Here is a 23,955-nt window from a genome sequence, read left to right on the forward strand (position 1 = left end):
GCGGGGGCTTTTTTCATACAGTTGTCAGTTACCGCGCAATCGCCACACGCTTGCTCATCGACTGGCGGATTTTGGTAGAAGCATGCGCGGACACACTGGCATTGGTTCTGGTGAACAAGCCCCTGTTGGCCGGTTCGTAACGTGTAATGCTGGCGGTTCCCTCAACGGTCTGATAGTGGATATTCCATGCCTGCTGTTTTTGATCGAATTTCATGAAGGCGAAAGCGTTCTTAAACTCCTGCATTTGTCCGCTGTCGTTAGCGGCATAGCCGTAATCGGGATACTCCATTGCCGCACCGAGGCCTAAACCATGCTCGCTGCGAGGCAGATTATTGAACTGGGCATCTTCCTTGCCACCTTCCACGTGACGCACTCGAAGGACGTTTTCGTTCAACTGTTCGACCGTCAGCGAGCAGCCACTGAAGGCAGGGGTGAAGACGTGATCTGGCTGGGTCCCGGACGGATTGACGGGGATATCGACATACCCGCCCTGAGGCGCCCAATAGCCGGAAACCGCATTGGTTTTATCAGGCATCTGGCCGGCGGCGATGTCGATGATTCTCAATGCGTTGAATGCACCATTGCTTGCTCCTGAGTAAGTCAGCTTATCCATGGTGAATATGAATTCGGCTCCCCCCGCAGTATTACTGAGGCCGTTGACGACCGCTTTGGAATAACGCCCGGGCGTCGGGTCTAAAAACTTGGTGTCGACCACCACCTTGCCGAACTCAGGCACTTGCAATGCTTTCCCGATATTGGTGGGGTTACCCATTGCAGGTACAAACCGATTCGGTTCGCCTTTATCCTTGAATGCGACGGCGGAAATTTCGCGGTTGGAAGCTGACGCAATGACGGGTTCCCATAAGCCATTGGCCAACGGTTTTCGCGTGATCGCTCCGTCGCTGTCGAGATAGGTAATCGGGTTGTTCAGCGCCATCCTGTAGAGATTGCTTCCATCGATAAAACCTTTGGGATCCGGGTTCATCCAGCGCTGCAACCACGGGATGTAATAGCGTAAACCGTAGTAATACAGCCCCGTTGCATCCCGCTCCTTGCCCGAGTATCGAATCGTTCGGTAACCCACTTCGGACTCACGGCTCCACGCCGTTTCGCCAAACGGGTAATAGATTTCCTGACTGATGATCCGCCCGTCCTCGGCCAATTCCAGGTTGGCCGACCCAAGGTGATCGGCCAAGATGTACCGATACTGATCATTGCTTCCCGACGGTGGCGGGCCTTCCCAGTGCAGGACGTTGACGCTGTTGAGTCCGGTCTGTGCCGAGATCACCTGCAGGACTTCGCCAGCACTGTCGACACGCAACTCCAACCCCGGCAGGTAGCGCACCTCATTGATCACGGTGCGGGCGCTGGTCTGCAACGAACGGATCTTGCGCACTCGCTGACCACTGGCGTCGTACACATACAGCTCACGGTCGTTGACCCCGCCAACCCTTTGCACCGGGCTGATCGATTGCAGCTGATTGCGCAGATTCCATTGCACAAAGCGCCCTTGATCCAGCATCAGCAAGTTGCCGCGAGCGTCGTACGCCGCCGCGATCTGCGCTTCGGTGGGCGGTACACCGTTGAGGAAAGGCAAGCCGCGATTGCTGTAGCGGGCAACTTGCAACTCACGCCCTGGGCCTTGCACGCCTACGTGACTGAGCTTAAGCAAATTGCCACCGGCATCGTAGTGATACGTCTGCCGATAGTTGCTGAGCGCTGCCGGATCGACTCGACCGAGCGAGCCCGGCCCCTGATACGCTGCACCCGCCTCCCGGCCGGTCGCATCGATCAGTTGGTAGAGGCTGTCGTAAAAAAATTCGCTGAACGCTTCGATGCGCTGATTGGCGAAGTAGCGGATCGGCTGCGCCTGATCCCGAATACTCAGCACGTTACCCATCCGGTCGTAGGCGTAGGTCAGGTCCTGCAACAGCGCACCGTCAGCCTTATGTGCGTGACGTCGCATGAGCCGACCGTCCTGCGGCCGATAGCTCAACGTCGTTCGCACGCCGTTGCCGGCTGTTTCCTGTTCGACCTGACCGTTGGCGTTGTAATGGATTTCACTGACCAGACTCTGCTCAACGGGCTGATTCTTGAGCTGCAAGCGGCAGGCGCGCAACCGGCCATCGACGGTCTGCTCGAATCGCTGCCGATGGCCTCGGGCATCAACTTGTTCAAGCATTTGCCCTTGCGCACCGAAACGCCAGCCAGTGGTCGCGCCGTCGCCGGGCTCGAGCCATTGCCAACGCTCGTCGATCGGTTCGGGCCAATCCGGGTTGTTCGGATCAAGCGCGAAGTGGCGGGTGCTTTCGAAATTCTGGCCGGTGATTGAAAAGCTATTGAATAGCACGCTGCCGGCCTGATCATCGTGGCGGATCAACTGACCAAACTGGTTGCGCGCCTGCTCGCCCTGCCCCGCCGCACCGTAGACAAAACGCTCGACACATTGCCGTGGCTGCGCAACAGACGCTTCAAACACCGCCAGCGGACGCAGCATCTGGTCATAGTCAATTTCGTGAACAGTACCGCGACTGTCCCAGCTCATCAGCACTTGAGCCGCTAGGCCCGACAGCATGACTTGCGTTCCGCCATCCACACTGTCCGAGCGCAATACCTGACCACTCAAGGTGTACACCGTGGTCAGATTGGGCGGCGTTTGCGGGTCGGTTTTTTGCAGCAGCCACAGTCGCGGATCCCACTGACGCGTCGCACGCCCGGCGGTGTCATACGTCGTGCGGTTGACACGGGATTCAGCTGGGAGACTGGCGTCTGCACGCCAGTAGTCAACGGCGCATGTCGTCAGACCGCGTGGGTCGAATAACAAAACTCTTGGCGTTCTGAAATGCGCATCCATGAACCTGCTCCAACACGACAACGGAAATTTTGAGTCCTGAAAACATGGGAGCAGGTGCGGGGGTGGCTGGCTACTGACAGAAATGACAGTACCGACCGACGGCAAAACTCAACGCCCTGAATGTCCATTTCCCTCACCCTTCGGTAGGATGAAGTTCACGTGCTTGCGGAGACTCGAACATGTTCATCGGCATCCTGCTGGTCATCACCTGGCTGATCCTGTTGCTGCGCTATCCGGCCAAGGCCTTGCCGGTCTCGGTGGCGGCGGCGATTGGCCTTGGCCTTGTAGCCGTTTGGGTGGTATGGCTGGACAACCGCGAGATCAAGCAACTGGCACGCCTTGAGCTGCGCATCGCCTACGCGCCTGAGCAGTGCCCGGCTGATCGCCCATTGCAGTTGAAGATGAACAACGGCAACAGTGTGCCGCTGACCGAACTGCGCTGGCGCATTGCAGCCTATGCACCGGGTGACACGGTCAACCTCGCTGACAATCAGTACACCGCCCCACGCTATCGTGGCCCCGGTGAATTGCAGGCTGGCGGCAATTGGGAAGACTGTCTGCCAATGCCGCCACTGCGCCCCGGTTATCGTCCGCAAACCCTGGAATTCCGCGCCGAGCGTTTGCAGGGCAGTTTTTCCGACTGATCTCCCTCCCCCACTTTTTGCACAAGGAATGCGCCATGCCCGTTGCGTTGATTACCGGTTGCTCCAGCGGCATCGGCCGCGCCCTCGCCGATGCGTTCAAAGCCGCCGGTTTCGAAGTCTGGGCGAGTGCGCGCAAGGCTGACGATGTGGCCGCGCTCAGCGCTGCCGGATTCACCGCCGTGCAACTGGACGTCAATGACGGCGAAGCACTGCAACAACTCGGCGAGCGGATCAACCAGCAACACGGCGGCCTCGATGTGCTGGTCAACAACGCTGGTTACGGCGCCATGGGGCCACTGCTCGACGGCGGCGTACCGGCCATGCAGCGCCAGTTCGAAACCAATGTGTTTTCGATTGTCGGTGTCACCCGAGCGCTGTTCCCGGTGTTGCGCCGAGCCAAAGGGCTGGTGGTGAATATCGGCAGTGTTTCCGGTGTGCTGGTCACGCCGTTCGCCGGTGCCTACTGCGCGTCGAAAGCGGCGGTGCATGCGTTGAGCGACGCCTTGCGCATGGAGCTGGCACCGTTCGGCATTCGGGTGATGGAAGTGCAACCGGGGGCCATTCAATCAAGCTTCGCCAAGAATGCCGGGCACGAGGCCGAGCAGTTGATCAACGAGCAATCGCCATGGTTTCCGCTGCGTGAAGGGATCCGCGCGCGGGCCAAAGCGTCGCAGGACAACCCAACCCCGACCGGCGAGTTTGCCGCCGTATTGTTGAAAGCCGTACAGCAGAGCAAACCGCCCCGACTGATCCGCATCGGTAATGGCAGCCGGGCGTTGCCGTTGCTGGCGGCGTTGCTGCCCCAGGGTTTGCTGGAGACAACGCTGATGAAGCGCTTCGGCTTGAATCGTCAGATCTGAGCCTGGGAAAACACTCATTCCTCCCAGGCTATCTTGATCCCCAAAACACTCAACAGTGCGAAGACGATCAATGCCAGAAACAATCCAAGTCCAAAGAACGTGCCCGCGATGACTTCACGGGGGTTGGCGGGGTTGTAGAACACGCTGACCTTGTCTCCCGCCACGGCGCCGGAGAACTCATCTGTGAACTCATGAATGACCGGCGTACCGTCCGCCGTGACAAAGGCAACCCTTCGGGTGGTGGTGTAACTGTTGCCGCTCCCGACATGAGTCATCCTCGAGCTGGAGGTGGTCAAGACTTGTGCTGGAGCCTTGAGGCCTCTGATTCTGAGATCGAACCAATCGTAGCCTTGGTAGACGGCGCCGACGGTACTGAACAGCAACATCAGTCCGAAGATAAATCCCCCGATGTACTTCATCCGCTTGCTCCTTGCAGGCTCGAAAGGGCCGGCAATATAACGATCCTGCCCTTTGCCAACAACCCTTGCGCGTCCTCGCGGTTGTGCCTTCGGTGCATTCAGTAGAATGCGCGCACTTGAGACCTTCGCGGCGTTTGCCCGGCTCAGGCAGCATGGAATCGCTGGCGTAACAATGCTGCGCAGATGGCTGAAGGCGACCAGCTCTACAGCGAACGGGTCACCCAGGTCACCAGCAAGAAAACTTTGTTCGATGAGGCGCGTGATGAAGACGTCGGCCGCTACTCAGCCGCTAGCCGTTCACCAAAAGCCGTGGCGACGTTTCGGGGCGCATTGCGAAAGGCCATGTGTCGCCTTCGCGGGCAAGCCTTGCTCCTACAGGACTCGGCGTTATTCCGAATATCAGGGAATAACGCAAAACCGGTAGGAGCAAGGCTTGCCCGCGAAGAGGCCAAAACAATCACCACAAACCCTTAACCCCAGCCCTTCATGAAGTCGATAAACGCGCGCACCTTCAACGGCAAATGCCGGGTGTCCGGGTACAGCGCATACACGCCTTGCTGCGCGAAGCGGAAATCGGTCAACACGCGCTGTAATCGCCCAGCCTCCAAATCCTCCTGAATCAGCCATTGCGGCAAAATCGCCACACCTTGCCCGGTCAAGGCAAACGCCCGCAGCGTCGCCGAGTTGTCGGCGACGATCGCAGTGGTGCCCGGTTTCGGCTGATACACATGCTCGACCCCGGAAGGATCGGTCACGGTCATCTCAGGCACCCGCCCATGCCCCAAGGTCGGCATCGACTCCAGCGTGGCCAGCGTGGCAACCGGCGCATAACGCTCGACCAGACTCGGCGCGGCCACCGCAAACACCTCGAACGTCGACAACTGCACCGCACGCAGATTGGAGTCGTACATGCGGCCCAGACGAATCGCCATGTCAAAACGCTCGGAGATCAGATCGGCATGGGTTGAAGACGTCGACAAGTGAATGTTCAGTTGCGGCTGCTGCTGACGAAACACCTCCAGCGCCGGCACCACCTGCGCCAGAGCGAACTCGACGGTCGTGGTAATACGCAACGTGCCCTTGAGCTGTGAATGCTCGGAGCGAGCCTCCTCAATGGCCAGCCGCGCTTCGTCCAACGTGCGCAAGCAGCGTCGATAAAAACGCTCGCCCGCATCGGTCAGCGCCAGTTGCCGAGTGTTGCGCGTGAGCAAGGTTACGCCCAACTCCTCCTCCAGCCGCTTGAGGTTGAAGCTCACCACCGCACGCGTCTGGCCCAATGTATCGGCGGCAGCGGTCAATGACCCGGCCTCAACCACCGCTTTGAACGTGTCGAAACGGTCGAGACTGACCATGTTCGCGGCACTCCTTGTCAAAATAATTTTGACAAACTAGCAGCCAAACCAGCGTTTTCCTATCACCTGAAGCGCCCTACCCTGCACGTCTTATCACAGGGAAGCTGCCATGGCTTATCGCTCGAAAGTCGCGCTGGTGTATCTGTTGGGGTTTGCCCTCGACTTGCTGAACATGTTCGTCGCGAGCATTGCCTACCCCGACATCGCTCAACAATTGCACGCGTCAGTGACCGAACTGGCGTGGATCACCAACGCCTACATGCTCGGCCTGACCTTGATCATTCCGCTCAGCGTGTGGCTGGCCGCACGGGTCGGCGAGCGACGGTTGATTCTTGCTTCGCTGCTGTTGTTCGGGGTGGGCTCTGCACTGGTGGCGCAAGCAGGATCGACTGAAAGCCTGATCGGCTGGCGCCTGCTGCAAGGGCTCGGTGGCGGACTGTTGCTGCCGGTTGGGCAGGCCTTGGCCTATCGGCAGTTTGCGCCGGCGCAGCGCGCGCATTTCACTGGCGTGGTTTTATTGGTCGCGCTGATGGTGCCTGCACTGTCTCCAGCGGCGGGTGGATTGATCGTGCAGGCGTTGTCGTGGCGGTGGATTTTCTACCTCAACTTGCCGGTGGCGCTGCTCGCTTTCGGGCTCGGCCTGTTCTGGTTGAAAGCCGATCAACCCGCCGGCGAACGGCCGACACTGGACGCTCGTGGCCTGCTGTTGGCGGCTGCGGCGCTCAGCTTGTTGTTGATCGCCGTCAGCCTGGTGAGCGAATCCGCTAACCGAACCCTCGGCGTCCTGGTGCTGTTGCTCAGCCTGCTGACCCTGTGTCTTTACCTGCGCGATGGCTGGCACAAACCCGGCGCCATCCTCGACCTGCAACTGATCAAAAATCCGTCACTGCGCCTGGCGATGCTGATCTACCTGTGCGTGCCCGGAGTGTTCACCGGCACTCACATGATCGCCGTGCTGTACCTGCACGGCCTCGGCTTCGGGGCGGCGCAAACCGGCGCATTGATGCTGCCATGGGCGGTCGCTTCGGGCTTGGCGATCATGCTCGGCAAACGCAGTTTCAATCGTATCGGCCCCAAACCTTTGCTGAGCGCCGGCATGCTCCTGCAATGCCTCGGCATTGTGCTGCTGATGCGCATCGAACAACCCGCCAGCACGCCACTGATCATCGCTTACGCGCTGATGGGCCTGGGCGGCAGCCTGTGCAGCGTCACCGCGCAGACGTTGGCCTTTGTCGGCATCGCAGCAGACAAAATGGGCCACTCCAGTGCGCTGTGGAATATCAACCGACAACTCGGTTTCTGCCTTGGTGCGGCGCTGCTCAGCTCACTGTTGGGCGCTTCGGGTGGCACTGGTTTCCGAGCCTGTTTTATCGCCGCTGCGCTGCTCACGTTGCTGCCAATGATCAGCGTCCTGCGCTTCGACTCGACAACCGTGCTGGCGTTGTTGAGGCCAACACCCCTCAAGGAAAAATCCCCATGACTGACGACAACGAATATTTTCAGGAAGTGATTCAGGCACACGAGGCCATCGAGCGATGGTTTGCCGTGGCGGAAGAACAGGACGCGCTTGACCGGTTGCTGACCCGGTTTTCGCCGGCGTTTTGCATGGTTTCGCCGCTGGGCCGGGTCTTGGATTTCGAAGCCTTGAGCGGATTGTTCCGCATGGCTGGCGGCAAGAAAACTGGCTTCAACATCGCGCTCAGCGAGTTACGCATGATTGCGTTGCATGAACGCGGTGCGACGGTGAGCTACCGCGAGCAGCAGACCGATGCGAGCGGTTTGCACACGGATCGGCGCTCGACAGTGGTGTTTGAAAAATCCGTTTGCGGGCGGGTGGTCTGGCGGTATTTACATGAGACGTTTTGCAGTGCGTGATTGCTCGGTATTTGTCTGAAATACCGAGTGGCTCCTATCGCGAGCAGGCTCACTCCTGCATTGGATCTGCGTCACGCAGAAGCCCCTGCTCGCGATTCAGACGACTCGGTCTATCAGTTATCCACAGCGCCCTGATTCACCACCACCGTGCAGGTAATCCCCGCCGCCAGCAAAACACCCTCCGGCACTTCATCGATGTGAATGCGCACCGGCACGCGCTGGGCCAACCGCACCCAGTTAAAGGTCGGGTTCACGTCGGCGATCAACTCGCGGCTTTCCGGGTTGTCGCGGTCGTAGATGCCACGCGAAATGCTTTCCACATGACCCTTGAGCACCTCGCCGCTCATCAACTGCATGTCGGCCTTGTCGCCGACTTTCACGTGCGGCAGTTTGGTCTCTTCGAAGAAGCCGTAAACCCAGAACGAGTTCATGTCGACCACGGCCATTTTCGCTTCGCCGATACGTGCATAGTCGCCACGATGCACATTGAGGTTGGTCACGTAACCATCAACCGCCGCGCGCACTTCGGTGCGTTTGAGGTTGAGCTCGGCCGCTTCCAGTTGTGCCTGAGCGTGTTGATAGTCGGCCAGTGCGGCGTCGGCGATGTTGCTGGCGTCGTCGCGGTTTTCCTTGGAGATCACCAGGTTGTCGAGGTCGGCGCGCCGATGGGCGTTGACCTTGCGCATCTCCCACGTCGACTTGCGTGAAGCGACCAGCGACTGCGCCTGTTTGACGGCGATACGGTAATGCTCGGGGTCGATCTGCATCAGCAAGTCGCCCTTTTTCACCAGTTGGTTATCGCGCACCGGCACGTCGATCACTTCGCCGGTGACGTCGGCGGCGACGTTGATGATGTCCGCACGAACCCGACCATCGCGAGTCCACGGCGTGTTCATGTAGTGCTCCCACAACGTGCGGCCGATCCACAACGCAAGGGCCAGCACCAGCAGGGTCGCAAGCAGGCTGAAAAACTTTTTCATCAGGGCCTTCTTCAGAGATAGAAAGTCAACGGTAAACAGTCAGCGCCATCGCGCCAAACAGACAGGTAAACAGGCTCAGGCGCAGCAGCGCCGGGTGCCAGAAAAAGCGATACAGGTCGAACCCCGACAAAAACCGATCCACCGCCCAGGCCAGTGCCGCAGCGATGAAAAACATCAGGGTCATGGTCGGCATGTACACGCCGTGGAAGGCGATTTCACGAGGCATGGGCAAGTCCTTCGGGCTTGGCGGGAGCAAGCGCGGCAAGCGGTGATTGCGGGTCGAGCAACGAGGTGCGGATGAAGTGCAGATAGCTCTTCACCCGGCGCAACGCGGAGGTATCGAAGTGCGGCGCGAACGGCTCATCGGTCGCTGCAACTCGGCTGATAGCATGATCGACAGCAACCAGTGCGCGTTCGAGATTGCTGGCGTTCGGTTGCAGAAACAGGCGTACCAGCGCACGCCCCATCACGCGGATCGCCTGGCGCCACGGCTGCGATTCGGCATAGGCCGGGTGCACCGGGAGAATCGCCTGTTCTTTGCGCAACTCGATTATCGCGTGGCCGACTTCCAGCACCACGAACATCCAGCGCAGCAGGTTCTTTTGCACCTTCGGTTCCCCGGCCGCGAGACCGTAGGCCTGATGCAACAAGTCGCGGGTTCGGCTCTCGAAACTCGAGGCCAGGCCTTTGAGTTTGCCGCTGATCGCGTAAACCACTTGGCCGCGCAGATCCTGCTCCAGACGTTTCCACAACCAGCGGCTGTTCGGCGGCAGAATAATCGCCCCCGCGGCAGCGCAGACCAGCATGCCCATGACCATAGCGATGTAGTCGTTGATGAAGGTGTAGGGGTTGTAGACAGTCAGGTTGTCCGGCACCGAACCGGTACTGAAGAAGATCAGCAAACCGAGGCCGACACCGGCGTATTGCGGCCGCGACGTGAGGAACGAACCGAGCACGATCACCGGCGCGAGCATCACGCACAGCAGCGGGAAACCGTCGATCCACGGGAAGATGAAAAACATCTCGACGAAGCCGATCAGCGCACCGATGAAAGTGCCGCAGGCCATTTGAAATGCCATGCGTTTCGGGTTCGGCGTAGCGGCGGAGAGGCCCACGGTAGCGGCGGCAATCAGGGTCATCGTCGCGCCGCTTGGCCATGCGGTGGCAACCCAATAACTGCCCAGCACAACGAGGATGAACGAGGCGCGGATGCCCGACGCGGCCGCCGCCCACCAGTTGGTTTGCGGGGTGAAGGGCTCGTCCCAGCGCTCGCGTTCGTGGCGGTGATCGGCCAAGGATGCGTGGGTCTGTGCATAACTGTGCAGGTCATCGACGAAGCGATAAAGCAACTCGTAGGCGGTGTGGAAATCCAGCTGTTCGGCTTCGCTCGGGTCGGTGTACTGAAAGATCCCGCGCAGGGTTCGCACGCGTGTCGGCAAACCTTCTTTGTAGGTCGCCAGCGCTGCCGCCAGACGCGCCGCATCGGGGCTGGTCAGGGCGCGACCGCTGAAACCGTCGAGCACTTCGGCGAGATCCTGCAGGCCCGGTCTGATCGCCGCGACAACATGTTCTTCGCCATTGACGCGCAGGCGTTCGAGCAATTGATGCAAGGCGTTGAAGCGCGTGGTGATGCCCATGAATTCGCTGTTCAAACGGCTCAGGCGACCATTGCGCCGACGCATGTGCGGGTCCTCGAAAACGGTCACGCTGCGCAAGCCTTCAATGCCTACCGCTTCGGCGATGAAACGTACGTTGCTGGCCTCGAACGCCTCGGCTTTACTGCGCCCGCGCAAACCATCGGTCACGAATAGTGCGAACACACCGAAGCGCTGATACAAGGCATTGCGCATCGCCGCGCTGGCGGTTTGCGGCAGGATCGCCGCGCTGATCACGGTCGAGCAAAGAATCCCCAAGGAGATTTCCAGCACCCGCCATACCGCCGCCATGAACGCGCCGTCCGGATGCGCCAGCGCCGGCAGTCCGACCATCGCGGCGGTGTAGCCGGCCAGGACAAACCCGTAGGCGCGGAAGTTACGGCAACGCGCGGCACCGGCCGAGCAGATGCCGACCCAGATCGCCAGTGAGCCGAGGAACAGTTCGGTGTTTTGCGCAAACAGCGCGATCAGCGTGACCATCATCGCCGACCCGGCCAACGTGCCGAGGAAGCGATAGAAACTCTTGGCGAACACCTGACCGCTCTGCGGCTGCATGACGATAAACACGGTGATCATCGCCGTGCGCGGTTGCGGCAGCTCCAGCCGCATCGCCAGCCACAACGTGAGGAAGGCGGCGACCAATACTTTGAAGATGTAGACCCAGGTCACGCCATCGCTGCGCGCCCAGTCAAAGAAACCCCGACGCCATTCCAGGGAGTAGAGCCAGCGCAGAGGTGCGGGCAAGGGAGTCATTAAATCCTGCTCAATGATCGAGAATTGAAGAATTTGCTACGGCGTACACAGTCCCTGTGGCGAGGGGATTTATCCCCGTTGGACTGCGAAGCGGCCCCAAAACCTGCGACCCGATTCCCACAGTCACACCGCGTGCACTGGCTTTGCGACGGCTGCGCCGCCGAACGGGGATAAATCCCCTCGCCACAGGTTTTGCTGTCCACTCCAAGGGTGGGCATTCCCACCAGAGATTTTGGGTTCACCGCAGCAGCGCCGGGTTTTCGGGGCTTGGGGTTTTAAGGGAGTCATTAAATCCTGCTCAATGATCGAGAATTGAAGAATTTGCTACGGCGTACACAGCCCCTGTGGCGAGGGGATTTATCCCCGTTGGGCTGCGAAGCGGCCCCAAAACCTGCGACCCGATTCCCACAGTCACACCGCGTGCACTGGCTTTGCGACGGCTGTGCCGCCGGACGGGGATAAATCCCCTCGCCACAGGTTTTGCGGTCCATTCCAAGGGAGGACACTCCCACCAGAGATTTTGGGTTCACCGCAGCAGCGCCGGGGTTTTCGGGGCTTGGGTTTTTAAGGGAGTCATTAAATCCTGCTCAATGATCGAGAATTGAAGAATTTGCTACGGCGTACACAGCCCCTGTGGCGAGGGGATTTATCCCCGTTGGGCTGCGAAGCGGCCCCAAAACCTGCGACCCGATTCCCACAGTCACACCGCGTGCACTGGCTTTGCGACGGCTGCGCCGCCGAACGGGGATAAATCCCCTCGCCACAGGTTTTGCGGTCCATTCCAAGGGAGGACACACCCACCAGAGATTTTGGGTTCACCGCAGCAGCGCCGGGGTTTTCGGGGCTTGGGTTTTTAAGGGCGTCATTAAATCCTGCTCAATGAACGAGAACTGAAGAATTTGCTACGGCGTACACAGCCCCTGTGGCGAGGGGATTTATCCCCGTTGGGCTGCGAAGCGGCCCCAAAACCTGCGACCCGATTCCCACAGTCACACCGCGTGCACTGGCTTTGCGACGGCTGCGCCGCCGAACGGGGATAAATCCCCTCGCCACAGGTTTTGCGGTCCATTCCAAGGGAGGACACTCCCACCAGAGATTTTGGGTTCACCGCAGCAGCGCCGGGGTTTTCGGGGCTTGGGTTTTTAAGGGCGTCATTAAATCCTGCTCAATGAACGAGAACTGAAGAATTTGCTACGGCGTACACAGCCCCTGTGGCGAGGGGATTTATCCCCGTTGGGCTGCGAAGCGGCCCCAAAACCTGCGACCCGATTCCCACAGTCACACCGCGTGCACTGGCTTTGCGACGGCTGCGCCGCCGAACGGGGATAAATCCCCTCGCCACAGGTTTTGCGGTCCATTCCAAGGGAGGACACTCCCACCAGAGATTTTGGGTTCACCGCAGCAGCGCCGGGGTTTTCGGAGCTTGATTTTTTAAGGGAGTCATTAAATCCTGCTCAATGAACGAGAATTGAAGAATTTGCTACGGCGTACACAGCCCCTGTGGCGAGGGGATTTATCCCCGTTGGGCTGCGAAGCGGCCCCAAAACCTGCGACCCGATTCCCACAGTCACACCGCGTGCACTGGCTTTGCGACGGCTGCGCCGCCGAACGGGGATAAATCCCCTCGCCACAGGTTTTGCGGTCCACTCCAAGGGAGGACACTCCCACCAGAGATTTTGGGTTCACCGCAGCAGCGCCGGGGTTTTCGGGGCTTGGGTTTTTAAGGGAGTCATTAAATCCTGCTCAATGATCGAGAACTGAAGAATTTGCTACGGCGTACACAGTCCCTGTGGCGAGGGGATTTATCCCCGTTGGGCTGCGAAGCGGCCCCAAAACCTGCGACCCGATTCCCACAGTCACACCGCGTGCACTGGCTTTGCGACGGCTGCGCCGCCGAACGGGGATAAATCCCCTCGCCACAGGTTTTGCGGTTCATTCCAAGGGTGGGCATTCCCACCAGAGATTTTGGGTTCACCGCAGCAGCGCCGGGGTTTTCGGGGCTTGGGTTTTTTCGGCAGTCGGTACGTCGTTGCCGGCGCCGAGGCCGCCACCCAGCGCGGTCACCAATTCAGCATGGGCACTGAGGCGCGCCGCTTGCACTTGCTGCTGCACTTGCTGCTGCTTGAACAACAGCGTCTGCGCATTCAGCACATTGAGGTAATCGGTGAGGCCACGCTGATAAGCGATCATCGCGATGTCGTAAGTCTTTTGCGCCGTGGCCACGGACTCGGCGGCGAACCCCTGCTGCTTGTCCATCGACTCACGACGGATCAACTGGTCAGAGATGTTCTTCAGCGCATTCACCAGCGTCTGGTTGTAATGCGCGACGGCGATGTCATAACCGGCCGACGCTTCACCCAACTCGGCACGCAAACGCCCACCGTCAAAGATCGGCAACGAGATCGCCGGCCCGACGTTGTAGTTGAGTTTCTTGCCGGTCAAAAACTCCAGGGCACCACCACCGGTGGCCATGTAACCGAGGCTGCCGACCAGATCGACGTTGGGATAAAAACCGGCATGCGCCACATCGATCCCGCGTGCCTGCGCCGCCACTTGCCAGCGACTGGCGACCACATCCGGACGCTGGCCGATGAGTTCCGCCGGTAACGCTGACGGCAATTTCAGCGCAGCACTCAGCGACAGAGTCGGGCGCTGCAACTGCGCGCCCTCGCCCGGCCCTTTTCCCGCCAGCGCGGCAAGCTGATTGCGACTGAGGGCAATCTCTTCGTCCAGCGCATCGAGTTGCCGATGGGTTTCCGGCAACGGCGTTTGCGCCTGGCTGACCTCGAAATGCGTGCCGATCCCGCCGTCCAGACGCTTCTGCGCCAGATCGAGAATCTGTTGTTGCTGCTTGAGCGTCGCCGCAACGATGTCGCGCTGCGCGTAATGCAGCGACAGTTCGATATAGGCGCGGACGATGTTGCTCTGCAATTCCAACTGGGCCAGTCGCGCTTCGGCGGTGCTCATGTGCGCCAGGTCCACAGCACGTTCGCTGGTGTTGCTTTCACGGCCCCAAAGGTCGAGCGCGTAGCTGAAACCGAGCGCGGCGTTGTTATCCCAAGTGGTGGTGTTGGCCAGCTCGCCCGGGCCGTAGAACTGATCGGTCGGCCAGTTGTGGCGCTTGAGCGTCGACTCGCCATTGATCTGCAACGACTCGGCCGCTTCGGCGACGCCGGCCATGGCCTTGGCCTGACGCACGCGCGCAGCGGCCATGGCCATGCTCGGGCTGTCTTGTACGGCGAGCTCGATCCAGCGGTTCAGTTGCGGGTCGCCGTAGGCTTGCCACCATTGCCCGGTGGGCCAGTTTGCATCGCGGGCGGCGTGGGCAATGGCGTCGTCGGTGGCCAGCGCATTGGCTTCCAGCGCTTTGCCCTGCGGGGCAATGCCTTGCGTTGAAATGCAGCCGCTGAGACCGAAGATTAAAGCCAGAACACTGAGCGGCAAAAGCGCTCTGTTGATGCGACGCGGCACAGCTGCGAATTCCTGAGAAGAGGGGACATCGAGGGTTCCTCTGTAGGAGCTGCCGCAGGCTGCGATCTTTTGATCTAGATTCCCTTAAACCAAAATCAAAAGATCGTCCGAACGCGGCCCGAGCCTGCGGCAGCTCCTACAGGGATCGGCGCAATTCTAGGGGGCGCCCTCAATGGCGATAAGCTGGGATTCTTGTGAATCTTTGTTACCGTTAACGAGATAATCCCTTGGTCGGGGGTCTCAGCCCCTGAAACTTCGTGTCACAATTTGCCATCTCCCTTGAGAGCACCCCATGGACACTTTGCAAAACATGCGCGCCTTCTGTTGCGTCGCCGAAGCCGGCAGCTTCACCGCCGCCGCCGTGCAACTCGACACCACCACCGCCAACGTCTCGCGCGCGGTCTCCAATCTGGAAGCCCACCTGCAAACCCGCTTGCTCAACCGCACGACCCGGCGCATCGCCCTGACCGAAGCCGGCAAGCGCTACCTGTTGCGCTGCGAACAGATCCTCGCCTACGTCGAAGAGGCCGAAGCCGAAGCCAGCGACGCCCACGCCCGCCCGGCCGGGCAGTTGAAAGTGCACACCATGACCGGTATCGGCCAGCACTTCGTCATCGACGCCATCGCCCGCTACCGCAAAACCCACCCGGACGTGACCTTCGACCTGACCCTGGCCAACCGCGTGCCGGATCTGCTCGACGAGGGCTACGACGTCTCCATCGTGCTCGCCAGCGAACTGCCGGACTCAGGCTTCGTCTCGCAACGCCTCGGCATCACCTACAGCATCGTCTGCGCCTCCCCGGCCTACGTGAAAGCCAACGGCTGCGCACAAAAGCCCAGCGACCTGCTCAACCACGCCTGCCTGCGTCTGGTCAGCCCGGTGATCCCGCTGGAGAAATGGGCCTTTGACGGCCCGGAAGGCCAGGAAATGGTCACCATCAACAGCTCACCGTTTCTGGTGAACTCCGCCGACGCGATGAAAACCGCGATCATCAGCGGCATGGGCCTTGGCGTATTGCCGGTGTACGCAGCGATTGAAGGGTTGCGCAACGGCACTCTCGTTCGCGTGATGCCGAACTACCGCTCACAGGAGCTGAACCTGTACGCGATCTACCCGTCGCGGCAATATCTGGATGCGAAGATCAAGACGTGGGTCGAGTATTTGCGCGGGTCGCTGCCAGAAATATTGGCGGCGCATCAGGCGGAACTGGCGGCATATGAGTTGAGTGGAAGTCTGGCGGGTGCTCGGGTGGCGAACTGAAATTGGCGCTCTGCAGACGCGGGTGAATGTTTGGACGTTTGCGACGGGTCGCCTCGGTTGTCCCTCGCAAGTGAGTTGAATATGTTTTCGGGGGATGCAGGCTTTGGCCAGCGCAGTGACATTGCTGCTGACGTCGATCCGCCACAGCGGAATGCGATTCTGGCGATTCAGCAAATCATAATGCTGGCGGAATTGCCGGTGGATCGGGGCTGGATCATTTGGAAGTGATACTGCCAGCCATGCACCGCTGATCCCTTAGAGCAGCCTCTGTTCAGAACGGAACTTCCACGTCTATTGATCAACGAGGAAGTCCCGCTGGACCATGGCAGTCAGCAAAGCCCGTATTGCGTAAAAACAGATCTGTTACTTCTTGAGATGATCGAGATCAGAGACATCTCGGAATGCGCCCTTCGCTTTCAACCGTGGTTCCGTTGGATTGTTTTGAACATCCAGGTCAAATCCAAGCGCCAACGTACCTTTAACTAAATCGAAAGTCACATCTAACGTCCCACTCCCATAAACAGCCGGATACGGAGTGAATTTAGTTCCCAATTCGACTTCCTCGGACAGCATATAACTAATACGCAGTCCCGAGTCCTCCTCATAATTATGCTTGCCATTGGTGATGTCAGCCTTGAATTCGCAGTGCAGGCTCGCTGATCGTTTTGCATCAAACTGCTGCTTTGCAATTACAACCACGTACTCACCATCCGTGGCGAAGGTGTCAACCACTCCAGTGAATGGAGCAAGACTATCAATGAGTACACTGGCTGTACCTTTCACGGCCATTTGTTTTTTTGAAGTTAGAAAAAATTCATTTTTCATAAGAAGTCCCTTTATCAGAAATTAATCATCGCAAGATTACGAAACAGAAGACTGCCGTAATTAGTCCTCTTCCACACCTGTCAGAACTAACAGGCCTATATATCAGTCCGCAATAAACCACGACAAAACAAAGTCTTATTGTTATAAGAAAACCATCAAAAGCTCAGCGCACCCTTCTGACCACTCAACAGGATGAGCGATAGCTCGGCTGCCGCTCCTGGTCTTGATCCACAGGCGACGTCGGAAGGCTGAGTGGCCGGGAAATGATCACCATCAACAGCTCGCCGTCTCTGGTGAACTGCATTCAGCAGATCATCATGCTCGCGGAACTGGCGGTGAGTCAGGTGCTGGATAACGTCGAAATTCGCCAGCCCTCAGCACCGAGCCTTGTGGAAGCGAGCCTGCTCGCGAAGGCGTCGGGAACTCCAACATGTAGGGTGGCGGACACACCGCTATCGCCAGCAGGGCTAGCTCCCACAAGTGGACAGGGTGCATTCAGTCAGAGATTGGTCGGTTGTCAGGCCGCCATCGCGAGCAAGCTCAGCTCCTACAAAAGCCAGATCAAATGCCAGATCAAACGCCAGATCAAACGCCAGATCAAACGCCAGATCAAACGCCAGATCAAACGCCAGATCAAACGCCAGATCAAACGCCAGATCAAACGCCAGATCAAACGCCAGATCAAACGCCAGATCAAACGCCAGATCAAAAGATCGCATCCTGCGGCAGCTCCTACAAAAAATTCGCGGCGCAGCCGCCCCACTCAACAGGATGAGCGTTAGCTCGACAGCAGCCCTTGATCTTGATCCAAGGGCGACGTCGGAAGGCTGAGTGGAGGGAATGATCCGGGGGTGGGAGCGCAGCGACCGTTTGGCGCAGCCAAACACATCGAGAGGAGGTGCAGCGCAGCAAACCGTAGGCGATGCGCCCGGATCAATCCCGCAGCGAAGGAACCCCGAGCCCCAGCGAGCGGGCCGCACGCAGGAGCAAAGCCTTTTCGGTTACCTTTTCGGCGTTTGGAAAAGGTGACTCGCCGTAAGGGCGAAACCTTAATCCCCCATCACCAAAAAAACGGATATACACCCAACCCCCCAAGAGCATGGTCGGCCCAAAGGCCGCCAAGCCCACCAAGACAATCAAAGCGAGAAAATGTTAGCTTGCTTGCAATCAAGCCCGTCGAGCCCTCAGCAATGAAAAAGACTGTCCTGGCCTTCAGCCGCATCACCCCGCCAATGATCGAGCGCCTGCAACAAGAGTTCGACGTCATCGTCCCCAACCCAAAAGCCGGCGACATCAACGCCCAATTCAACGAAGCCCTGCCCCACGCACACGGCCTCATCGGCGTCGGCCGCAAACTCGGCCAGGCCCAACTCGAAACCGCGACAAAACTCGAAGTGGTCTCCAGCGTCTCCGTCGGCTACGACAACTACGACCTCGCCTACTTCAACCAACGCGGGATCATGCTCACCAACACCCCCGACGTCCTCACCGAAAGCACCGCCGACCTCGCCTTCGCCCTGATCATGAGCAGCGCCCGCCGCGTCGCCGAACTCGACGCCTGGACCAAAGCCGGCCAATGGCAAGCCAGCGTCGGCGCTCCCCTCTTCGGCTGTGACGTCCACGGCAAAACCCTCGGCATTGTCGGCATGGGCAACATCGGCGCCGCCATCGCCCGCCGTGGCCACCTCGGCTTCAACATGCCGATCCTCTACAGCGGCAACAGCCGTAAAACCGAACTCGAACAGCAACTCGGCGCACAATTTCGCAGCCTCGACCAACTGCTCGCCGAAGCCGATTTCGTCTGTCTGGTCGTGCCACTCAGTGACAAAACCCGCCACCTCATCAGCCACCGCGAACTGGCCCTGATGAAACCAAGCGCCATCCTCGTCAACATCTCCCGTGGCCCGGTGGTCGACGAACCCGCGCTGATCGAAGCCCTGCAAAACAACCGCATCCGCGGCGCCGGTCTGGACGTCTACGAAAAAGAACCGCTGGCCGAATCGCCACTGTTCCAGCTGAAAAACGCCGTGACCCTACCGCACATTGGCTCCGCAACTAACGAAACCCGCGAAGCCATGGCCAACCGTGCCCTCGCCAACCTGCGCAGCGCCCTGCTCGGCGAACGCCCGCAGGATCTGGTCAACCCACAAGTCTGGCGCGGATAAAGAAACGGGCAAGTGCAAACATGCACTTGCCCGTTCCAACTGACTACACAACTTGAAATTCAACAACAGCCCCACTCAAACTTCAGCGCTATAAGCTCTCGGCATGATCGTGGCTTTCGGTTTACGAAACACCAGCACATTCCCCAGCATCACCAACACCAGCCCGACCAGCGCTGGCGCAGTCCACTGATAACCTTCGGCAAACGCCGAAACATTAAGGGCGACCACCGGGAACAATACCGTGCAATATGCCGCGCGCTCCGGGCCCATGCGCCCGACCAGCGTCAGGTACGCAGTGAAGCCGATCACGGAACCGGGAATAACCAGGTAAAGCAGCGCACCGACGTAACGCGGCGACCAGTCCATGTCGAACGGAATGCCCTTGACCAGGCACCACATCGACAACATCGCCGCGCCATACGCCATGCCCCAGGCATTGGTGGTCAACGGTTTCAGGCCGGCCTTCTGTTGCAGGCTCGACAGCATGTTGCCCGCCGAAAAACACAACGTGCCACACAGTGCCAGACCCAGGCCCAGCAAGGTCTGCGGGCTGGCGTGATGCCCGGCCAGCTCCGGCCAGAACAGCATGCCCAGACCGAACAACCCCAGTGCTCCGCCCATCAACACGTTGCGAGCGATGCGTTGACCGAAGAACACCCGCGCATTGAGGGCATTCCACAAGGTTGCCGTGGAAAACACCACCGCCACCAGACCGCTCGGAATCCACTGGCTGGCGGTCAGGAAGCACATAAAGTTCACGCAGAACAGGCACAGCCCCTGCGCCACGCAAATCAGATGCCCGCGGCGATTCATCGGTTGCAGCCGACGACTCAGCAGCAACAACACGAACAGGATCAACGCGGCGAGGCCGAAGCGATAAACGATCGACACCGGAATCGCCACCACCCCCAACTGCCATTTCAAGGCAATCCAGGTAGTGCCCCAGATCAGCACGGTCAACAGATACAACGACAGATTCATAATGGAGAACTCCCGAAGGCAATGCCAAGCGCTGTTGTGGCGAGGGGATTTATCCCCGAAGGGCTGCGAAGCTGCCCCAAAAACTTGTGAGCGCTACGCACTCAAGCGGGACGTTGCGCCAAGCTCCCTCACCACAAGGTTTGCGCTGAATTGAGAATCAGGGTGCTGCACCGAAGGTTGGAGCGCTTGCACAATCTTGCGCTTTTGTCGGCCGGCTGGCTGGCAGCGCGACGCCTACGGAGTAGGATGCAAGGCGTTGGAGAGAACCGATCATGACCGCAATCGATAGCCTGCAAGTCTTTCAAGCCCTTAACCGCTCGCAGAACGCTCGCCTTGTGCACAGCGCCGAGCTCGGTGACGGCTTGTCTGCAGCGCTGTGGACCAACCACCACGACGCCCAGGAATACGAAGCGCCCAGCCACCACACGCTGTCCTGCTACATCGCCGGCGGCACCGGCACGTTTCGTCGTGGTCAACCGGGCCTCAAGGGTGGGCCGGACAAATTGTGCATTCTGCCGGCCGATCACCAATCGGGTTGGGTGATCAATGGCGACATTCGTCTCGCGCACCTGTATTTCAGCGCAGAACAGTTCGCCCTCGGTTGTGTCACGTTGCTTGATCGCGAACCCCGAGAAATGCAGTTGCGCGAGCAGACCTTTCTCGAAGACCCGCAGCAGGCTCAACGCTTTCGGCAGTTACTGACGCTGAACTGGGACGAACCCGCTGAACGTCTGCTGATCAGCAGCCTCGCTCACGAACTGATCAGCCACACATTGCTCAGCCAGGTTGGCGCGCGTCAGGGCTTGCGGCTAAAGGGCGGCCTCGCACCGCATCAGCGTCGGCAATTGGTCGAGTTCATCGACAGTCAGTTGGCCGAACCGATCAGCCTTGGGCAACTCGCCGGTTTGTGTGCGTTATCGGAATATCACTTTGCACGAATGTTTCGCGTGAGCTTCGGTTTGCCGCCGCATCAGTACGTGCTGGCGCGACGCTTGAGTCGAGCGCGGGAGTTGTTGCGCAGCACGGCATTGCCGTTGGGGGAAATTGCGCTGGCCTGTGGGTTTGCCAGTGCGAGCCACTTTACCAATCGCTTCAAGCAGGTGTTGGGTGGGACGCCTGGCGAATATCGCCAGGCGTTTTTGCGTTGAGGCCTTTCCCCTCACCCTAGCCCTCTCCCGAGGGAGAGGGGACTGAATGGGGGATGCTCAAGCATTACACCGACCTGAAAACACTGTACCGAATCCATAATCGACTCGGTATTTCAGGTCGGAGGACATCGTAAGCATTACACCGACCCGAAAACACTTTACCGAATCCATAATCGACTCGGTATTTCAGGTCGGAGGACAACGCAAGACACCGTGGTCGGCCCCCTCTCCCTCCGGGAGAGGGCTGGGGTGAGGGTCAGCTCTTGATTCTGACCTAAAACTCCAAGGTGCTGGACAAGGAAATCTGCCGCGAATCCCCCATCGACACAAAGAACCGGCTCGCCGCCGAGGTGTAATAAGTGCGATCAAACAGGTTCTTCACGTTGAGCTGAAACTTGACCTTCTGCCCCTCGACTTTGGTGTCATACGTGGCAAACGCATCGGCCACGGTGTAGCTCGGCAGATCAAAATCATTCACCGCGTTGCCCGCACGTTCGCCGACATAACGCGCCCCGGCGCCGACGCGCAATTGATCGCCACCGATCACACTGCCGAAGTCATACACCGCCGACAATGAGCCGCTGTTCTTCGCTACGTTCTGCAAACGCTTGCCTTTGTAATCCGGGTCTTCGGTGACTTCGGCATCGGTGTAGGCGTAGCTGCCGATCATGCTCCAGCGCTCACTCAGTTGACCGCTCAGATCCAGTTCAAGACCACGCGAACGCACTTCGCCGGCGGCGCTGTAGATCGTCGTCGGGCCTTCAGCGTTGGCCACCAGCACGTTGCGTTTCTTGATGTCGAACAGCGCGATGTTGCCGGTGATTCTCCCCGGCAGATCCAGTCGCGCGCCCAACTCCCACGACTTGGCTTCTTCCGGCGCAATGCTGCCGTCGAGCACCGTGCTGCTGCCACTCAGCGGCGCGATCGTCGAGTTGGGTTTGAACGATTCGGTGTAGCTGCCGTAGAACGACAAGGCGTCGGTGTAGCGATAGACCAGACCCGCACGAGGTACCCATTTCTGCCCGTTGCTGTCGGTGTTGGCCTTGAACGGCACGCCTTTGCCGGCGTACTGGTCGTACTCCTGAAAGCGCCCGCCCGCGACCAGAATCCACTGATCGGTGAGGTGAATCGAGTCCTGCATGAACACCGAATCGCTGCGCAGTTCATCGGTCTGCGCGCTGTCGGCGGCACTGACCGTGGTGCCTGCGACTTCACGGCCATAGACCGGATTGACGTAGCTGAAGGTGCTCAGGCTTTTCTGGCGGATCAGGTCGGCGCGGTAGATCTTGCGGTACTCGTCGTCAACGCCAAACACCAGATCATGCTGCATGCCCAGCACATTGACTTTGCCTTCGAGGCTGGCCGTGGTGAAACGGTCGGTGCTGATCGCGTTTTGCGTGCCGTCCATGCTGCGGGTCAGCGTGCCTTTCTTGGTGTCGATAGCGGTTACGCGCACTTGACTGGCGTCGTAGGTTTCGCGGTTCCAGCTGTAGCCGAAGTGAGCTTTCCAGTCGTCATTCAGTTCATGGTCAGCTTCGAAGTGGTACAGATCCGAGCGGCCTTCCATGTTGTTGAACGGCTCGTCGAGGCGCTCGTTGCGCGAGATGTCCAGTGGGTGATTGGTGCGCGGATCGATCAGCGTGCCACGGTCGAACGGCGTGAGAAATTCACGGTGTTCGTAGCCGAACGTCAGCTGGGTGTTTTCGCCGAACCAGGCCAGCGAAGGGGCGATCAACGTTTCGCGGTGAGTGCCGAAATTGCGCCAGTAATCTTCATCTTCGTGATCCAGCACCATGCGATAGGCCAGCCCGGAATCGCCCAGTGCGCCGGTACTGTCGAAGGTGCCGCCGCTGCCGTTCTTGCCGTGGCCATAGGTCGAACCGCGCAAGGTCAGGGCGTTGTACTGGGCCAGCTGAGGCTTTTTGCTGACCATGTTGACCACGCCGCCCGGGTCTTGGATCCCGTAGAGCAAGGAGGCCGGCCCCTTGAGCACTTCGACGCGATCGACCGTGGCGTTCATGCCACGGCCCTGCACGATCGGCATGCCGTCACGCATGATCGAGCCGTTGCGGTTGTCGCCGAAACCACGCGTCATCACCGAATCCTGGGTGCTGCCCAACGTATTCCCTTGAGTGATACCGCTGACGTTGGCCAGCGCATCGTCGAGGTTGCGCGGCGCCTGATCGCGGATGACCTGCGCCGGGATGACGTTGACGGTCTGCGGGGTTTCCTGCAACGACGCCGAGGAGCGCATCACCGAACTGGTTTCCGGCGGCTGATAACTCATCGAATCATCGCGCATCGAGGTGATGGTGGTGGCGCCGAGGTTGAGCGCGCCCTCGGTCGGTTTTGGCTCCAGCGCCAGGGTGTGGCTGTCGGTACGACGGAAGCTCAGACCCGAGCCGCTGAGCAGCCGTTGCAGCGCTTGCTCGGCGCTCATCTGACCATTGACCGCAGGGGCAGTGAGACCGTAAGGCGCTTCATCGGTGTAGACCACGCTTTGCCCGGTGACCCGACTGAAGTCGTTCAGGGCTTGCGGCAACGGCTTGGCACCCAGTGCGAAATTGAACTGTTTCTGCGCCTGACTGCTGACGGTTTCAGCCGCGAGAGCGACGCTCATCGGCAACAGCGCCAACGCCGAAAAACTCAACGCCGACACGCCCAACCACTGTTTGACCGAACCCGATTTTGCCCTGGACTTCATTGCTCTAT

General features: G+C 59.4%; 18 protein-coding genes. 8 read left to right on the forward strand and 10 right to left on the reverse strand.

Going from position 1 to position 23,955, the window contains the following annotated elements:
• Positions 1–28: 28 nt before the first annotated feature.
• Positions 29–2,854 (reverse strand): RHS repeat protein, encoded by a 2,826-nt coding sequence (locus tag JFT81_RS14925; RefSeq protein ID WP_201227880.1) that lies wholly within the window; start codon positions 2,852–2,854, stop codon positions 29–31.
• A gap of 179 nt (positions 2,855–3,033) precedes the next feature.
• Here JFT81_RS14925 and JFT81_RS14930 point away from each other — a divergent pair, with 179 nt between their 5' ends.
• Both JFT81_RS14930 and JFT81_RS14935 read left to right on the forward strand, forming a co-directional pair.
• A complete protein-coding gene (locus JFT81_RS14930; RefSeq protein WP_201146624.1) occupies positions 3,034–3,498 on the forward strand; it encodes a multidrug transporter in 465 nt (154 codons plus the stop codon).
• A 35-nt stretch (positions 3,499–3,533) separates the two neighbouring features.
• Entirely contained in the window at positions 3,534–4,358 is an 825-nt protein-coding gene (locus JFT81_RS14935; protein ID WP_201227881.1) for an SDR family oxidoreductase, read from the forward strand.
• 14 nt (positions 4,359–4,372) lie between these two features.
• Here JFT81_RS14935 and JFT81_RS14940 read toward each other — a convergent pair whose 3' ends face one another.
• On the reverse strand, positions 4,373–4,777 hold the full coding sequence (locus JFT81_RS14940; protein ID WP_201227882.1) for a DUF3592 domain-containing protein: 405 nt from the start codon (positions 4,775–4,777) through the stop codon (positions 4,373–4,375).
• 470 nt (positions 4,778–5,247) lie between these two features.
• Positions 5,248–6,129, reverse strand: a complete 882-nt coding sequence (locus JFT81_RS14945; RefSeq protein WP_201227883.1) for a LysR family transcriptional regulator — start codon at positions 6,127–6,129, stop codon at positions 5,248–5,250.
• 109 nt (positions 6,130–6,238) lie between these two features.
• On the opposite strand from JFT81_RS14945, the gene JFT81_RS14950 reads away from it, so the two are divergent.
• Both JFT81_RS14950 and JFT81_RS14955 read left to right on the forward strand, forming a co-directional pair.
• Positions 6,239–7,609: an MFS transporter gene (locus tag JFT81_RS14950; RefSeq protein ID WP_201227884.1), complete on the forward strand. Its 1,371-nt coding sequence runs from the start codon at positions 6,239–6,241 to the stop codon at positions 7,607–7,609.
• A complete protein-coding gene (locus tag JFT81_RS14955; protein ID WP_201227885.1) occupies positions 7,606–8,004 on the forward strand; it encodes a DUF4440 domain-containing protein in 399 nt (132 codons plus the stop codon). The genes JFT81_RS14950 and JFT81_RS14955 overlap by 4 nt, the downstream gene beginning before the upstream one ends.
• A gap of 113 nt (positions 8,005–8,117) precedes the next feature.
• On the opposite strand, the gene JFT81_RS14960 is transcribed toward JFT81_RS14955, so the two are convergent.
• The 4 genes from JFT81_RS14960 to JFT81_RS14975 form a co-directional block, all read right to left on the reverse strand.
• Positions 8,118–8,984, reverse strand: coding sequence for an HlyD family secretion protein (locus JFT81_RS14960; protein WP_201227886.1), 867 nt, complete (start codon positions 8,982–8,984; stop codon positions 8,118–8,120).
• A 25-nt stretch (positions 8,985–9,009) separates the two neighbouring features.
• Positions 9,010–9,210, reverse strand: a complete 201-nt coding sequence (locus JFT81_RS14965; protein WP_007914106.1) for a DUF1656 domain-containing protein — start codon at positions 9,208–9,210, stop codon at positions 9,010–9,012.
• Positions 9,200–11,392, reverse strand: a complete 2,193-nt coding sequence (locus tag JFT81_RS14970; protein WP_201227887.1) for an FUSC family protein — start codon at positions 11,390–11,392, stop codon at positions 9,200–9,202. Before JFT81_RS14970 ends, JFT81_RS14965 begins: the two co-directional genes overlap by 11 nt.
• A gap of 1,971 nt (positions 11,393–13,363) precedes the next feature.
• Positions 13,364–14,863 (reverse strand): efflux transporter outer membrane subunit, encoded by a 1,500-nt coding sequence (locus JFT81_RS14975; protein WP_201227888.1) that lies wholly within the window; start codon positions 14,861–14,863, stop codon positions 13,364–13,366.
• Positions 14,864–15,155: 292 nt separating this feature from the next.
• On the opposite strand from JFT81_RS14975, the gene JFT81_RS14980 reads away from it, so the two are divergent.
• Positions 15,156–16,124: a LysR family transcriptional regulator gene (locus JFT81_RS14980; protein ID WP_201227889.1), complete on the forward strand. Its 969-nt coding sequence runs from the start codon at positions 15,156–15,158 to the stop codon at positions 16,122–16,124.
• Between the two features lie 363 nt (positions 16,125–16,487).
• On the opposite strand, the gene JFT81_RS14985 is transcribed toward JFT81_RS14980, so the two are convergent.
• Positions 16,488–16,949 carry a hypothetical protein gene (locus JFT81_RS14985; protein WP_201227890.1) on the reverse strand — a complete coding sequence of 154 codons (462 nt, stop codon included), beginning with the start codon at positions 16,947–16,949 and terminating at the stop codon, positions 16,488–16,490.
• A 263-nt stretch (positions 16,950–17,212) separates the two neighbouring features.
• On the opposite strand from JFT81_RS14985, the gene JFT81_RS14990 reads away from it, so the two are divergent.
• Both JFT81_RS14990 and JFT81_RS14995 read left to right on the forward strand, forming a co-directional pair.
• Complete coding sequence (locus tag JFT81_RS14990) at positions 17,213–17,731, forward strand: hypothetical protein (RefSeq protein ID WP_201228112.1); 519 nt, start codon at positions 17,213–17,215, stop codon at positions 17,729–17,731.
• A 408-nt stretch (positions 17,732–18,139) separates the two neighbouring features.
• Complete coding sequence (locus JFT81_RS14995; RefSeq protein ID WP_201227891.1) at positions 18,140–19,114, forward strand: D-glycerate dehydrogenase; 975 nt, start codon at positions 18,140–18,142, stop codon at positions 19,112–19,114.
• 75 nt (positions 19,115–19,189) lie between these two features.
• Here JFT81_RS14995 and JFT81_RS15000 read toward each other — a convergent pair whose 3' ends face one another.
• The gene (locus tag JFT81_RS15000) at positions 19,190–20,095 is read right to left on the reverse strand and encodes a DMT family transporter (RefSeq protein WP_201227892.1); all 906 of its coding nucleotides are present in this window, start codon (positions 20,093–20,095) and stop codon (positions 19,190–19,192) included.
• 272 nt (positions 20,096–20,367) lie between these two features.
• On the opposite strand from JFT81_RS15000, the gene JFT81_RS15005 reads away from it, so the two are divergent.
• Positions 20,368–21,243, forward strand: coding sequence for an AraC family transcriptional regulator (locus JFT81_RS15005; protein WP_201227893.1), 876 nt, complete (start codon positions 20,368–20,370; stop codon positions 21,241–21,243).
• A gap of 274 nt (positions 21,244–21,517) precedes the next feature.
• Here JFT81_RS15005 and JFT81_RS15010 read toward each other — a convergent pair whose 3' ends face one another.
• Entirely contained in the window at positions 21,518–23,947 is a 2,430-nt protein-coding gene (locus tag JFT81_RS15010; RefSeq protein WP_201227894.1) for a TonB-dependent receptor, read from the reverse strand.
• Positions 23,948–23,955 lie beyond the last annotated feature (8 nt).

It is taken from the genome of Pseudomonas sp. TH43, from assembly GCF_016650635.1.
In the GTDB taxonomy this organism is placed as follows: Bacteria; Pseudomonadota; Gammaproteobacteria; order Pseudomonadales; family Pseudomonadaceae; genus Aquipseudomonas.

Excerpts from the sequence above, each read along its gene's own strand:
- JFT81_RS14965 (WP_007914106.1), bottom strand. The coding sequence starts at position 9,210 with ATGCCTCGTGAAATCGCCTTCCACGGCGTGTACATGCCGACCATGACC.
- JFT81_RS15005 (WP_201227893.1), top strand. The coding sequence starts at position 20,368 with ATGACCGCAATCGATAGCCTGCAAGTCTTTCAAGCCCTTAACCGCTCG.
- JFT81_RS14930 (WP_201146624.1), top strand. The coding sequence starts at position 3,034 with ATGTTCATCGGCATCCTGCTGGTCATCACCTGGCTGATCCTGTTGCTG.
- JFT81_RS14980 (WP_201227889.1), top strand. The coding sequence starts at position 15,156 with ATGGACACTTTGCAAAACATGCGCGCCTTCTGTTGCGTCGCCGAAGCC.
- JFT81_RS14925 (WP_201227880.1), bottom strand. The coding sequence starts at position 2,854 with ATGGATGCGCATTTCAGAACGCCAAGAGTTTTGTTATTCGACCCACGC.
- JFT81_RS14970 (WP_201227887.1), bottom strand. The coding sequence starts at position 11,392 with ATGACTCCCTTGCCCGCACCTCTGCGCTGGCTCTACTCCCTGGAATGG.
- JFT81_RS14945 (WP_201227883.1), bottom strand. The coding sequence starts at position 6,129 with ATGGTCAGTCTCGACCGTTTCGACACGTTCAAAGCGGTGGTTGAGGCC.
- JFT81_RS14990 (WP_201228112.1), top strand. The coding sequence starts at position 17,213 with ATGATCACCATCAACAGCTCGCCGTCTCTGGTGAACTGCATTCAGCAG.
- JFT81_RS15010 (WP_201227894.1), bottom strand. The coding sequence starts at position 23,947 with ATGAAGTCCAGGGCAAAATCGGGTTCGGTCAAACAGTGGTTGGGCGTG.
- JFT81_RS14995 (WP_201227891.1), top strand. The coding sequence starts at position 18,140 with ATGAAAAAGACTGTCCTGGCCTTCAGCCGCATCACCCCGCCAATGATC.
- JFT81_RS14950 (WP_201227884.1), top strand. The coding sequence starts at position 6,239 with ATGGCTTATCGCTCGAAAGTCGCGCTGGTGTATCTGTTGGGGTTTGCC.
- JFT81_RS14960 (WP_201227886.1), bottom strand. The coding sequence starts at position 8,984 with ATGAAAAAGTTTTTCAGCCTGCTTGCGACCCTGCTGGTGCTGGCCCTT.
- JFT81_RS14940 (WP_201227882.1), bottom strand. The coding sequence starts at position 4,777 with ATGAAGTACATCGGGGGATTTATCTTCGGACTGATGTTGCTGTTCAGT.
- JFT81_RS14985 (WP_201227890.1), bottom strand. The coding sequence starts at position 16,949 with ATGAAAAATGAATTTTTTCTAACTTCAAAAAAACAAATGGCCGTGAAA.
- JFT81_RS15000 (WP_201227892.1), bottom strand. The coding sequence starts at position 20,095 with ATGAATCTGTCGTTGTATCTGTTGACCGTGCTGATCTGGGGCACTACC.
- JFT81_RS14935 (WP_201227881.1), top strand. The coding sequence starts at position 3,534 with ATGCCCGTTGCGTTGATTACCGGTTGCTCCAGCGGCATCGGCCGCGCC.
- JFT81_RS14955 (WP_201227885.1), top strand. The coding sequence starts at position 7,606 with ATGACTGACGACAACGAATATTTTCAGGAAGTGATTCAGGCACACGAG.